Annotated in this window: 12 protein-coding genes; 2 read left to right on the forward strand and 10 right to left on the reverse strand. The window is 45.0% G+C overall.

Annotation, left to right across the window (positions count from 1 at the left end):
- On the forward strand, window positions 1-212 hold a 212-nt coding region (gene tnpA / locus B092_RS0107770), incomplete at its 5' end, for an IS200/IS605 family transposase (RefSeq protein WP_018574693.1).
- Between the two features lie 122 nt (window positions 213-334).
- Here the strand turns inward: tnpA and B092_RS0107775 are convergent.
- The 10 genes from B092_RS0107775 to B092_RS0107820 form a co-directional block, all read right to left on the reverse strand.
- Window positions 335-1,459 (reverse strand): high-affinity branched-chain amino acid ABC transporter substrate-binding protein, encoded by a 1,125-nt coding sequence (locus tag B092_RS0107775; RefSeq protein WP_018574694.1) that lies wholly within the window; start codon window positions 1,457-1,459, stop codon window positions 335-337.
- Between the two features lie 124 nt (window positions 1,460-1,583).
- Window positions 1,584-2,165 carry a nitroreductase family protein gene (locus tag B092_RS0107780; RefSeq protein WP_018574695.1) on the reverse strand — a complete coding sequence of 194 codons (582 nt, stop codon included), beginning with the start codon at window positions 2,163-2,165 and terminating at the stop codon, window positions 1,584-1,586.
- A 27-nt stretch (window positions 2,166-2,192) separates the two neighbouring features.
- Complete coding sequence (locus B092_RS0107785) at window positions 2,193-2,942, reverse strand: pyridoxine 5'-phosphate synthase (RefSeq protein ID WP_018574696.1); 750 nt, start codon at window positions 2,940-2,942, stop codon at window positions 2,193-2,195.
- A 102-nt stretch (window positions 2,943-3,044) separates the two neighbouring features.
- A complete protein-coding gene (locus B092_RS0107790) occupies window positions 3,045-4,499 on the reverse strand; it encodes an efflux transporter outer membrane subunit (protein ID WP_018574697.1) in 1,455 nt (484 codons plus the stop codon).
- A gap of 3 nt (window positions 4,500-4,502) precedes the next feature.
- Window positions 4,503-7,757, reverse strand: coding sequence for a multidrug efflux RND transporter permease subunit (locus tag B092_RS0107795; RefSeq protein ID WP_018574698.1), 3,255 nt, complete (start codon window positions 7,755-7,757; stop codon window positions 4,503-4,505).
- An 11-nt stretch (window positions 7,758-7,768) separates the two neighbouring features.
- Entirely contained in the window at window positions 7,769-8,980 is a 1,212-nt protein-coding gene (locus B092_RS0107800) for an efflux RND transporter periplasmic adaptor subunit (RefSeq protein ID WP_018574699.1), read from the reverse strand.
- A 319-nt stretch (window positions 8,981-9,299) separates the two neighbouring features.
- Window positions 9,300-10,094, reverse strand: coding sequence for an ABC transporter ATP-binding protein (locus B092_RS0107805; RefSeq protein ID WP_018574700.1), 795 nt, complete (start codon window positions 10,092-10,094; stop codon window positions 9,300-9,302).
- A complete protein-coding gene (locus B092_RS0107810) occupies window positions 10,087-10,980 on the reverse strand; it encodes an ABC transporter permease (RefSeq protein ID WP_018574701.1) in 894 nt (297 codons plus the stop codon). Before B092_RS0107810 ends, B092_RS0107805 begins: the two co-directional genes overlap by 8 nt.
- A gap of 115 nt (window positions 10,981-11,095) precedes the next feature.
- On the reverse strand, window positions 11,096-12,076 hold the full coding sequence (locus tag B092_RS0107815; RefSeq protein WP_018574702.1) for an ABC transporter substrate-binding protein: 981 nt from the start codon (window positions 12,074-12,076) through the stop codon (window positions 11,096-11,098).
- Between the two features lie 63 nt (window positions 12,077-12,139).
- Entirely contained in the window at window positions 12,140-12,931 is a 792-nt protein-coding gene (locus B092_RS0107820; RefSeq protein WP_040608315.1) for a class I SAM-dependent methyltransferase, read from the reverse strand.
- Window positions 12,932-13,108: 177 nt separating this feature from the next.
- On the opposite strand from B092_RS0107820, the gene xth reads away from it, so the two are divergent.
- The gene (xth, locus tag B092_RS0107825) at window positions 13,109-13,894 is read left to right on the forward strand and encodes an exodeoxyribonuclease III (RefSeq protein ID WP_026253671.1); all 786 of its coding nucleotides are present in this window, start codon (window positions 13,109-13,111) and stop codon (window positions 13,892-13,894) included.
- Window positions 13,895-13,896 lie beyond the last annotated feature (2 nt).

Consider the following 13,896-nt stretch of genomic DNA (forward strand, 5'->3'; position numbering starts at 1 on the left):
TGAACTACCCGCCCAAAGTTGCCATATCAAAACTGGTTAATAGCCTAAAGGGTATATCCAGTCTTCTTATCCGAAAAAAGAACTACCCCAACATTAAAAAGAAACTGTGGAAAGGGGCTTTATGGTCGCCAAGTTATTTTGCTGGAAGCTGTGGCGGCGCGCCGATTGAAATCATTCGACAGTATATCGAGCAACAGCAAACGCCACCATAGATTCAAAGGACGGCGTTGCCGTCCGCGCTATTCACCCTCGCCCTAAACGACGAGGCTTTCCGCGCATTTTGGTAAAACAACTAAGGTGCTTAATTGAAAGGCCCCAGAGTAATTAATTCATATTACTCTGTTGCTAATGACTTAGAACCATCTGCATGCCATTTGAAGACATCAAATACGAACTCAGTCAAATCACCTTGCTCTGTCCAACTAATATCACCTAGTACCGTTGGTACAGAATTTTCATGTAACCAATCAGCAACAGCTTCGGGATCGGTTGAGTTAGTTTGCTCGATACCTTTGAGAATCGCTTGAGTCGCGGCATAAGCTGTTAGTTGGAAAGCACCGGATGGGTTGCGACCTTTGTCTTTAAACGCTTGAACAATTTCAGCGTTTTCAGGACGCGCAGAATAGTCTGCCGGTAATGTAAGCAGCATACCCTCGACCGCATCGCCGGCGATGGCATTGACATCCGGATTGCCTACCCCCTCTGGACCCATAAGTGGCGCCTCAAAGCCAAGCTCTCTCGCTTGACGCAGTAATAAACCCATCTCAGGGTGGTAGCCGCCAAAGTAAACAAAGTCAACATCAGCAGAACGCAAGCTCGTTAAAATAGCTGAGTAATCAGACTCGCCTGCATTGATCCCCTCAAACATAACCACATTAATACCGGCTTTTTTAGCCTCATCTCTCACAGAAGCGGCAATACCCTGTCCATAGGATTGCTTATCATGTATCACCGCTAAGCGCTCCGGCTTAGCCACATCAATAATATACTTAGCCGCTGCAGGACCTTGCTGGTCATCACGACCAATGGAGCGGAAAATAAAGTGGAAATCCTTGTCATCCGTAATGACCGGGCCTGTACCTGATGGCGTGATGGTCACCACACCATGCTCATCAAGAATATTTGCAGCAGCGACGGTAGCTCCTGTACACACCGGACCGACCACAAAACTTACTTCTTGGTTGATAATATTGTTAGCTGCAATAGGGCCTTGTTTTGGTTCACATGCGTCATCCACACGAACAATTTCAAAGGTATTGCCATTAATCCCGCCAGCGTCATTAACTGTTTCAATTGCGGTGCTCATCCCCTCGAGCACCATATCACCATACTGAGTCAAGGGGCCGGTAATTGGTCCGATAAACCCAATTTTGACTACATCAGCTTGCGCTGACGTAGTCATACCGAATGCTAGTGTTGCTGCAGCAAATAACGCTGACAAACGAAACGTTTTTTTCATAATTAGTCGTCCTCCAACCAGTTAACTTAAACTATTAAGTTTTTTAAATAACTAGTAGCATACCTGACTAATAGAAACAATTACACTCAGTAATAACCACTAAAAAAGCGGATTTAATGGCAAACTAAGGCCATACGTCAGTAAAGTCCTTGTAGTTGGGGCGCTCTTTTTGTGGTGTAGGCATTCTAGGCGTACCAATGGCGATAAAGCCTTGTAAGCGATAATCCAATGGGTCAAAACCCAGCGCCTCTTGAAACTCCTCAATATACGTAGCAATACCGGTACTCCAAAAAGCACCATAACCTAAGAAATGGCTTGCGTTGAGAATTTGAGTCATCGCCGCACCGGTGGCAAGATATTGCTCTACCTCATCAATCTTATGAGTCACTTGATGATTGACTTGTGTCGCAACCGCGATGATTAACGGTACCTCATACAGCCATGCCTTGGACGAAGCAAGCTTTTCTTCATCAAAAGGTGTATCTGACGCCTGACGCAGCTCATAAGACAGATCAGCAAAGGCTTTGATAGCTTCTTTGCCACGAATTACCTTAAAGCGCCAAGGGCGAATCGCGCCATGATCCGGTGCTGTCATAGCCGCACTAAGAATCTTCTCCAGTTCCTCATCTGAAGGCCCCGGAGCTTGCACTAGTTTCATCGAGTTACGATGTAAAAGCAAATCAATTGCAGCAGTAGAATCGACCATCACTATCTCCAAAAAAAATATTCCTGATTAGCTAACTCTTAATAGAGCCTTCATATCGCGCACTGCTTTTTCCCAACCATCAAAAATCGACTGCGCAACAATAGCATGCCCGATATTCAACTCGCTAAAGCCGCCTAAAGCAACGATATCTTGGACATTTGTATAATGCAAACCATGCCCTGCATTGACTTTAAGACCCAAACCCAAACCGGCAACCATCCCTAAACGCACGCGTTCTAACTCTTTAGCAACGAGCTCGTCTTTAGCCTCAGCCTGTGGACTATCCAAAGCGATTTCTGTCGCTTGTGAGTAATTACCGGTATGAATCTCGATCACTGTCGCTCCTGTGCGAGCAGCCGCTTCAATTTGTTGCTCTACCGGATCAATAAAAAGCGATACTCTGATACCGACGTCCTGTAAACGCTTAACAGCTGTCTGAACCTCATCAAAACGTCCTACCACATCCAGACCGCCTTCTGTAGTCAACTCCTCTGCTCTTTCCGGCACTAAACATACATCATGTGGCTTCACATCAATTGCAATATTGAGCATTTCATCCGTCACGGCACACTCTAAATTCATGCGCGTGGTAAGTAAAGGACGCATCTTATATAAATCTGCATCTTGAATATGACGACGGTCAAAGCGTAAGTGCAAAGTTATCGCATCAGCACCGGCTTGCTCAGCCAGTAAAGCAGCACGAATTGGGTCGGGATAAACGACGTTACGTTGCTGACGAAGCGTCGCCACATGATCGATATTTACACCTAAATCCATTATTACTCCAACAAAAAGAAAAAAAGGAAGAAAAAGCCTAAGAATGTGTTTATTCTTAGGCTTTTTAGTATTACATATTATGCACGAAAATCAATAAACAACTTAGTTAATGTCGTTGTTTACCTCTTCACTTAGCTGCAAATCATCTGTAGTCACTGTGGTGTCTGTCCACCCACCACCTAAGGCCTTATACAGCTCTAAGCGGTTTTGTAATGACTCTAAACCAACCTGAAGAAAACTCTGTTGCACATTAAACAACTCAATCTGCGCTTGTTGCACAGACAAGAAATCATCAATGCCGGCATCATAACGTTGCTCAGAGAGATCCAACGATTGGTATGCTGCCGACTGCTGCTCACGAAGCGCATCAAGTTGATTTTTGTAAGTTTGCTCACCGGCAAGTGCATCTGAAACCTCACGGAATGCCTCTTGGATGGTTTGCTCATACTCCAGCACCGAAATTTCCTTGCGGATTTCCGCTAAGTCCAAGCTATTTCTCAATGAGCCTGCAGTAAAGATAGGTACGGTGATACTGGGATTAAATGTCCAAGTTTCCGTTTGGCGATCGAATAAACCACTAAAATCCGGACTCAACGTTCCTAACAAACCTGTTAAAGAAATCGTCGGGAAGAATGCGGCACGAGCAGCACCAATTTGAGCATTAGCTGATTTCAGATTGTGCTCAGCGGCAATAATATCCGGGCGTCTCACCAACAACGTAGAAGAGATACCTGCAGGAATATCACTGATGATATTATCTGAACCAAATGAAACTGGTTGCGGCAATGTTACGGGCTGTGGCTGGCCGATTAATACATCAAGTGCATTAGAAGCCAACTGAACCTGACGATCAGCCGCTGCTAATGCTGCCTTAGCGCCCTCAAGGGTCGTACGCGCCTGATTGCGCTCTAAGGCAGACGCCACACCGGCCTGATAACGACGGTTAACAAGATCATAAATACGCTGATAAGAAGCAATCGTATTATTTGCTAAGTCTTGTGAACTTTGTGCCGTACGCCAAGCAAAATAAGTTGAACTAACCTGAGCAATCAGGCCGATTTGCATACTTTTGCGCGCTTCTTCAGTCGCTAAATACTGTTCAAAAGCAGACTCACTGAGGCTGCGCTTTCTGCCCCACAAATCCAATTCAAACGCTGTCAAACCTAGACCGGCTGTATAGCTTCGATTAATACTGCCTTGGCCGGGTGTACGTAAATCAGGCGGTAAGCGCTGAGCATTCTGCTCTGCAGTGGCGCCAATATGTGGCAAAAGATCACTTCGTTGAATACCATATAGCGCACGAGCTTCCTCGACACGCTGAATAGCAATCAGCATATCTCGGTTGTTTTCTAATGCCAAGTCAATCAGGGCGCGCAAGCGCGGCTCCTGAATCACGTCACGCCAGCCTAAATCAGCCCCACTTAGAAGCCCGTCTTGGGCTTCTGAAGAAGTAGTATTGTAGGTTGACGGCACCGGAGCATCCGGTCGCTCATATTTGGGATTTAATGAGCAAGCCGCCAGCATCAAACTTAAACTGAGTACTGATAATTTTTTCACAAACTACTCCTCATTTTTTTTGTTGGTATCCGACGATGCCTCAGGATCATCATCCATTGCAGATGGCTTAGTTAAAACCTCAGGATACGCTTCACTATAAATCATATCCTTTTCCTCACGATCACGCTCTACAGACTCTTGCTCACTAACCTGTGCGCCCATGAGTTTAGGCTTGGTTTTAAAGAATTTCAAGACAACGCTAAAGAATACGGGCACGAAGAAAATCGAGAAAACAGTAGCAGCGATCATTCCCCCTACCACACCGGTACCTAAAGTCTTCTGACCGCCTGCACCGGCACCGCTCGCTAACATCAGAGGTACAACACCTAAAATGAAAGCAAAAGATGTCATCAGAATCGGACGTAAACGTAAACGGGCAGCACGAACGGTTGACTCAAACAATGGCTGACCGGTAGCTACTGCATCTTTGGCAAACTCTACAATCAAAATGGCGTTTTTAGTAGCCAAACCAATGACCGTCACTAAACCTACTTGGAAGTAAATATCATTGGACAGGTTAAAGATATAGGCAAAAGTAACCGAACCCAATAAACCGAGCGGCACAATCAGCACGGCTGACAATGGAATTGCCCAACTCTCATACAGTGCAGCGAGTACCAAGAACACAACAAAGAGTGAGATCATGGTTAGGATTGCACCTTGGTTACCTGCTTGAATCTCTTGATAAGATAAACCCGTCCACTCAAAGCCCACATCAGCGGCGAGATTGTAACGAATTAATCTCTCCATCTCATCCATCGCTTCACCATTGGCATAGCCAGGAGCGGCTGCACCACTAATGTTGACAGCATAGTAACTGTTATAGCGTTGAACTAAACTCTGAGCTAACGTCCAGCGAACTTCCATAAAGTTAGAAAGTTCAACCAGTTCACCATCGGCATTACGTACTTTTAAACGTAAAATGTCCTCAGGCGATCGACGGAACTCATTATCAGCCTGCACCCAAATATCTTGCATACGCCCCATATTTGGGAATTTACCGACGTAGCTACTACCGGTTGCCGTCGATAAGACACTGGCCACTTCAGAGAAACTGACACCATAAGTCAAGGCCTTAATACGATCAATCTTAATATCTAAAGACGGACCTGCGCTTAAGCTGGAAATACGGACGTCTTGCAATATCGGACTTGCATTGGCTAAGGCGATTAACTCATCCGCTTGAGCACGCAGCTCAGTGACCCCTAAGGTACCACGGTCTTGTAAATACATCTCAAAACCAGTGGCATTACCTAAAGAAGCAATGGCCGGCGGAGTGATACTAAATATCGTCGCATCCGGCACACCGAATAGTAAAGCGCCCGTGGCACTGGCGGCCACGTCTTGGGCATTTGTACTACGCTCACTAAAGTCTTTTAATGGCGAGAAAATAATACCCGCATTAATCCCGTTACCGTTGAAACTAAAGCCGCGTACACTGACGACATCGGACACGGCCTCTTGCTGTGAAAGAAACTCTGCTGCCTCATTTAAGACCGCATCAGTACGTTCAGCAGTCACACCAGAGGCTAATTCGACGTTAGTAATGACAATCCCTTGGTCCTCATCCGCCAAGAAAGAACTTGGTAACTGCGTAAAGAAATAAATCGCGCCAGCTGAAAGGATTAAGTAAATAATCATAAGCCGACCGCCACGCTTAACAAATGTAGCAACGATACCGGTATAGCGTTCAGTAAAGCGGTCAAAATTACGGTTAAACCAACCGAAAAAACCTTTCTTCTCGTGCGCACCCTTAGTAATAGGCTTTAAGAAAGTGGCACATAGAGCCGGAGTAAAGGTTAAAGCGAAGAATCCGGAGAAAGCAATGGAGATAACCATGGTCACCGAGAACTGCTCATAAACCACACCGGATGAACCGCTCATGAAGGCTAACGGCACGAATACGACAACCAATACAGAGGTAATACCGATAATGGCCCCACCAATCTGTGGCATTGCTTTAATTGTTGCTTGCAGCGGAGGAATGCGCTCCTCCATCATAATCCGTTCAACGTTTTCTACTACAACAATCGCATCATCCACCAAGATACCAATGGACAATACCATCGCCAACAGTGTCATCGTATTCAGCGAATAGCCGGTAAGCCACAATACAGCTAGCGTTCCCAGCAAGGCAATAATAACAACAAGTGCCGGAATCACTGTGTAGCGGAAGTTTTGCAAGAAAACAAACATCACGATGACAACTAAAATAATCGCTTCCACTAAGGTATGGAGCACCTTTGAAACCGACTGCTGAACATAGGGCGTTGTATCGTAAGGAATGGTATAGGTAATGCCCTCTGGAAAATACTCTGAGAGCGTCTCCATCTCGGCACGAATTAGTTCAGCGGTTTCTAATGCATTCGCACCGGTAGCAAGGTTAATAGCAAAAGTCGCCACCGGCTTGCCATTGAGATTACTGGAGAATTGATAAGAACTGGAGCCAAGTTCGATGCTTGCGACATCTTTTAGGTAAACCACTGAGCCGTCTGAGTTAGCCCTAATGACAACATTTTCGAACTCTTCAACGTTAGTTAGCTCACCGTTAACCGTAGTAATTGCCGTCGTGGTCAGACCCGCGGCGGTCGGCGGCGCACCTAAAATACCCGCCGGGATAGGTATATTTTGCTCACGTAACGCCTGATTTACATCAGAAATGGTGAGTCCATACCCCGTAAGCTTCTCAGGATTAACCCAAACACGCATGGCACGGTCAGAAGAGAAGAGCTGGAAATTACCGACACCTTTAACACGTGAAATAGTATTTTGTACGTTACGGCTGATGTAATCAGCAACCACATCAGCAGACACATTAGGGTCATCTGAATACATGGAAACAACCATTAGGAAGTTACTCAGACCCTTAGAATAACGAAGACCTTGCTCCATAACTGCTTGCGGCAACGAAGACTCAATACTGGATACGCGGTTTTGTACATCCACCTGAGCTAAGTCATCATCTCGACCGGGGGCAAAAGTAACTGCAATTGAGGCATTACCACTAGAGTCTGCGGTAGATGAATAATACAATAAATCATCGGCGCCATTTAACTCATCCTCAATCAAACTAATGACAGAACGTGACACCTCTTCTGCCGATGCACCCGGATAGTTGGCACTAATAGTAATCACCGGAGGCGCAACGTCAGGAAACTGCTCTATCGCCATATTGTTAATTGCCATGAGGCCGGCACACGAAAACAGAATGGCCAGCACCCAAGCAAAAACCGGGCGATGAATAAAGAAATTAGACATTAATCAAACTCCTATTGTTCGGTTGTAGCTGCCGGAGCCTCACTACCCGATACTGGCTCTTCTGAAGCGGTTTGCTTTTCTTTATAAGCTTGAGGTTTTACAGTCTGACCGGCGCGTATCTTGGTAAAGCCCTCAACAACAACCTGCTCACCGACTTCAACCCCGCTGGTTACCTGCGTACGCCCATCGAACTCCTGGCCTAACACAACATTACGGTCGACCACCATATTTTCGTCGTTAATAATGACTACCTTATTGACACCTTCGGCAGTACGCTGAATCGCTTGATTAGGAACAAAAATAGCCTCGTCTACAGCCGCTCGTGCAATGCGCACGTGCACATATAAGCCCGGTAATAAAATATGATCCGGGTTAGGGAAAGTCGCTCTCAATTGGACCTGACCGGTACCCGGATTTACCGTTACACCGGTGAATAACAACTCACCTTTTTCTGGATAAATTGAACCGTCTTCGAGTTGTAATTCCACTTCAGCCACACCATCACCTAGACTCTTAATGGTACCGGCTGCAAGTTCTTGGCGTAACTTACTGAGTTCAGACACGGTTTGATTAAAGTCTACATAGACTGTATCTAAATGCTGTACAAGCGCTAGTGGCGTACCACTTGTCGCGCTGACTAGTGCGCCTTCAGTGACTAACGCACGACCAACGATACCGTCGATGGGTGAGACCACATCGGTATAGCCTAGCTCAATACCGGCGTTTTCTAGTGCGGCCTTAGCTTGGTCAATTGATGCATTTGCTAAATTAGCCGAAGCGACCGCATTATCATATTCCTGGCGGCTAATCGCAGATGAACCGACAAGACCACGATAACGTCTAGCCAAGGCATTAGAACTCTGCGCAGAAGCTTCCGACTGCTTTAAAGCAGCCGCCGCCTGATTGTATGCCGCTTGGTAAGGCTTCGGATCGATTTTAAACAACGACTGACCGGCCTTAACCCGACTGCCCTGCTCAAAATTAATCGATTCGATATTACCGGTCACTCGAGCCACTACTTGGGCATCCTGCAAGGCATTAACACGTGCCGGCAGCGTAGTATATAGCTTTGCCGACTCAGCCTCGGTGGTAATAACACTCACCGCCATAGGAGGAGGCCCTTGCCGCTCGCCACCCTCTTGTGAACAAGCACTTAACGTCAATAAAGCGGTGACCCCTAATGACAGCATTAGGCCACGTGTGGCATGTTGATTTTTTTTCATGGATAACCTATTTTGCATCTGAGCCCACTAACCAATTTATGGGTAGACAATTAAAAAAACGGAAAGTAACGATATGTACAGCATCGCTGTAACAGACGACAAAACAATTATTTTTATCGCTTAAGAATTCATATCGCTTAATGTAACCTATTTAACTCTTCTTACTAAATAAAATGATAAATGTATCGAGATTTCTTTAATAAAAGACACAATATTGTACACAAATCTAACTGCCTAGGCAACCAATCACGTGAGCTCCACAAGGATATTTATGCTAAAAAAATGGGGCTATGCACAGCAAATAGCCTGTCTATTTGAATCAACCCAATAAAAGCGCATCATCTTCAATTTCTTCCCCACGTACCTTTTCAAACATATGCAATAAATCAGTCACCGTCAGTTGAGCACGCTCTTCCCCGCTGACATCAAGCACGACTTTGCCCTGATGCAACATAACGGTTCGATCCCCATGCTCTAATGCCTGCTTCATACTATGCGTAACCATCATGGTCGTGAGACCTTGCTCATGGACGATTTTTTCTGTTAACTCAAGAATAAAGTTGGCTGTTCTGGGGTCAAGCGCCGCCGTATGCTCATCTAACAATAAAATTTTACTCGGCTGCAAGGTGGCCATTAGCAAACTCACCGCCTGTCGCTGGCCACCCGACAATAAACCGATGCGGTCACTTAAACGCTTTTCCAAGCCCAAACCCAAAATAGCCAAACGCTCTTTAAAAACTTCACGCATATCTGCTTTAATCGCCGTTCTAAAGCCTCGTTTGTGACCGCGACTATAAGCTAACGCCAAATTTTCTTCAATCGTTAAGTCTTCACAGGTGCCTGCCATCGGGTCTTGAAAGACTCGAGCAACCTGTTTAGCGCGCCCCCAGACAGGCGAACGTGTCACATCCTTCTTGTCAATCAGTATCTGCCCACGATCGACTCGCGCTTCTCCGGCCACCGCATTTAACAAGGTGCTTTTACCGGCGCCGTTAGAGCCAATCACCGACACGAATTGCCCTTCATCAATCGTCAATGATGCGCCGCGCAATGCCTTTGTCTCGATGGGCGTATTAGGATTGAAGGTGATATGAACATTATTAATTTCAAGCATTCAGATCTCGCTTTATGATTAATTTTTTTAACTTTGGCAACACTAAAGCCACGGTAACCAGCAAGGCAGTCACTAAATTTAAATCCTGTGCTTTTAGCCCGATAAAGTCGCTATTTAAAGCTAGCGCAATAAAGAAACGATAAACAATAGCCCCGATGATGACGGACAATAATATTAAAATAAAACGACGAACATGTAGCACACTCTCGCCTAAAATCACTGCAGCTAAACCAATCACAATCGTGCCAATACCCATGGCAATATCAGCACCGCCTTGCGACTGGGCAAATAATGCCCCGCCCAAAGCCACCATCGCATTAGATAGAGCCATGCCTCCGACAATTGAACGATCGGTCGTCACTCCCTGAGCTCGAGCCATACGCAAATTAGCGCCAGTTGCGCGCATCGCTAAACCTGACCGCGTAGAAAAATACAGATTAGTGAGCAACCAAACGGCCAATACAATCAACGCCAACATCACAGGACGCCATATATGCTCGGCCATCGCCTCGGACTGGGTAACAGAAAACACCGTCGGATTAAAAATTAATGGAATATTGGGGCCACTCATAATTCGTAAATTGATTGAGTACAAAGCGGTCATCATCAAAATACTAGCCAATAAATCCATAATGCCAAGTTTAGTATTTAACCATCCTGTCACCGCACCGGCAAAGGCTCCTGCCAAAGCGGCACAGAGTGTGGATAAAAAAGGGTCATAACCATGACTGATCATTAACGCGGCCACTGCACCACCGGTTGCAAACGTGCCGTCAACCGTAAGATCAGGAAAACGAAGGATTCTAAAAGAAATAAAAACGCCTAGAGCAACAAGACTATAAATAAAGCCCAACTCTAATGCGCCTAAAGAGGCTAAAAAAGACATGAATTAAAATACCTACGGAGCTGCTCTAAAGTGACACAAAAATAAACGCTAAGCAAACAGAGCCAGTATCCTACTGACCAAGTAACTTAGCGCTTAAATTATAACCAGTTGTAAATCATTCGAGCACTTTTTCAGCTGATTCTACCAATTCCTCACTAAACTCGAAACCAATCTGATCCGCGATCTTTTTATTTAAATGAATTTCTAACTGATCGGATGTCTCCCAAGCAATATCGCCGGGATTTTCACCGTTTAAAATACGTGCAACCATCTGCCCCGCTTGCATACCCAACTGCTTATAATTCACACCTAAGGCAGCAATAGCACCACGCTCCACACTACCCGTATCAGAAGCAATGAGAGGCAGCTTTGACGCCAAAGACACCTTGGTCAACGACTCATAAGTAGCGATCACATTGTTATCAGTTGTAGAGAAAATCACATCTGCCTTGCCCACCAAATTACGGGCAGCTGAACTCACATCGACGGTACGTGGTGCTGCGGCTTCAACAAGTGTTAAGCCATACTCCGGCATCATAACTTTCAACTGCTCGACAACAATTTTCGAGTTTATCTCACCCGGGTTATAGACCAAACCTACTTTTTGGGCTTTTGGCAGTGTCTTTTTAATGAGCTCTAACGAAGCTTTTAAAGGCAACTCATCGGACATACCGGTCACGTTGGTCCCTGAAGGACCACGATCCTTAACTAACTGCGCCGCAACGGGATCCGTGATGGCACCAAAGACCACAGGGATTGACTTCGTCGCAGCGACCACCGCTTGAGCTGATGGCGTACCAATCGCAACGATAACATCCGGCCCTTCACCAATGTATTGACGGGCAATTTGGGCCGCTGTCCCTGTGTTGCCCTGTGCTGTTTGATACTTAACTCGTAAGTTTTCACCTTGTTTAAAACCCTCGGCATCGAGTGCTTCAACAACACCATCTTTGAAAGCATCAAGCGCCGGATGCTCAACAATTGATGTAATGGCGACATATTTATTATCAGCTAGCGCGGTAGTCGGGGCAACAACACCCATACCCAAGGCTAAACCAAGTACCATCGCTAGCGACTTTTTCTTAACACTATCCATCCACTCCACTCCCCAATAAGGATTAACGACAAATAACTAATAAATAATGAGTAAATAAAATGACTAAATAATAACTTTATCCATTTGAACTATATGCTGATTAGCCTGCTCTTTCAATAACACCTCTAAAAATTTTGGTGCAGGTAAAGCATAATCTGCCTCTAATTGCTTAGCACGCGCTTTTAACTCACTCACCGTACGCTCTAAAACCAGTCCCTTAAAAGCAAGGACGATTCGATTACCATCTTCAGTCTCAGGAAACATAATAACGCGATTGTCAAAAGCCGCACGAATATTTGTTAAGTTCTTAGCAAAACTTGGATGATGACCAAAAAGATTAAAAGTGGCAATACTGCTTTTCCCTAAGACATTGGCACAGCCTTTATAAAACTTCTTAGAGCTACAAACCGGCCCCTCCGCCGTGTAATCATACAGATCAACCATCAACACGTCATACTGCCCTTGAACATCGACATCGTGGACCCATGTCTCAGCATTTGATTGAATTATTTGACAACGTTCCGTTTCTTCAACGTGAAAGTGATCCTGTGCACACATAATCACGAGCTCACTCCACTCTACGCAACTAATCATCGCTTCGGTGTAATGCTGCAAAAAACGAAAATGACTACCGGCACCGAGTCCCAACAAGGCTATTGCTTTGTTGTTAGTTGCCTCCTGAAATAAGAGCCAAGCACACATTTGCTTAGTGTATTCGAATACTAATGAATTAGGCTCAGACAAAGACATCGCCCCCTGCGCCCACGGACTGTCAAAGTGCAAATAACGGCACTCGTCATCTTCTGCCAACATAGGAACATCAAACTCAGGGTGTGGAGCATGCTTCTTCATCATAACGTTATTCAAAATATCAGTTAGTTTAAATTTAAATAAAAAATCAGTAAGTAATGACATATTAGTGAAAATATACACAAATTTGCAGTGCCACCAATACAAAGTGCAAAATACTTGGCTAGATTGTTAAGATATAGACTCTTTAAATTCACTTTTCTATTGATAAACGATAAACATATTATGATTGCCACTTGGAATGTCAATTCTTTAAAAATCCGCCTACCTCAAGTCATTGATTGGTTAAAAGAAAATCCAGTCGATTTCTTATGCTTGCAAGAATTAAAGCAAGACAATGAGTTTTTTGACTTAGCGGCTTTTGAAGAAATCGGTTATACGGCTTGCTGGAGCGGTCAAAAGACATATAACGGTGTTGCGATAATTAGTCGCACTAAAGGTAAAGATGTCGTCCGCAACAACCCTCTTTTTGAAGATGCTCAGCAGCGTCTTATTGCCAGCACCTACGATTCAGAGCAAGGACCTATCCGTGTGATCAATGTTTATTGCCCTAATGGTAGTGCCGTTGACAGTGATAAATACGTTTATAAGCTTGCATGGTACAAGGAATTGACTAATTTCCTTAAAAGTGAAATGTCGACCTATCAGCATGTTATTTTAACCGGTGACTTTAATATCGCTCCCGAAGATCGCGACGTGCATGAAGGCTACAAAGGCGACATTTTGATATCACCGCCAGAGCGTAAAGCCCTACAAGAATTAATTGATCTCGGTTTACACGATGCATTCCGTCTTTTTGAACAAGAAGAAAAAAGCTTTTCTTGGTGGGATTACCGCATGATGGGCTTTAGACGCAATGCAGGCTTACGCATTGACCATATTTTGATTAGTGATTCATTAAAACAAATCTGTGAAGCCTGCTGGATTGACAAAGAGCCTCGCCGACTGGAAAGACCCTCTGACCATACGCCGGTCGTCGCCGATATCAAATGGGATTTAATCACCTAATA

The sequence above is a fragment of the Oligella ureolytica DSM 18253 genome, from assembly GCF_000373745.1.
Lineage (GTDB): Bacteria > Pseudomonadota > Gammaproteobacteria > Burkholderiales > Burkholderiaceae_B > Oligella > Oligella ureolytica.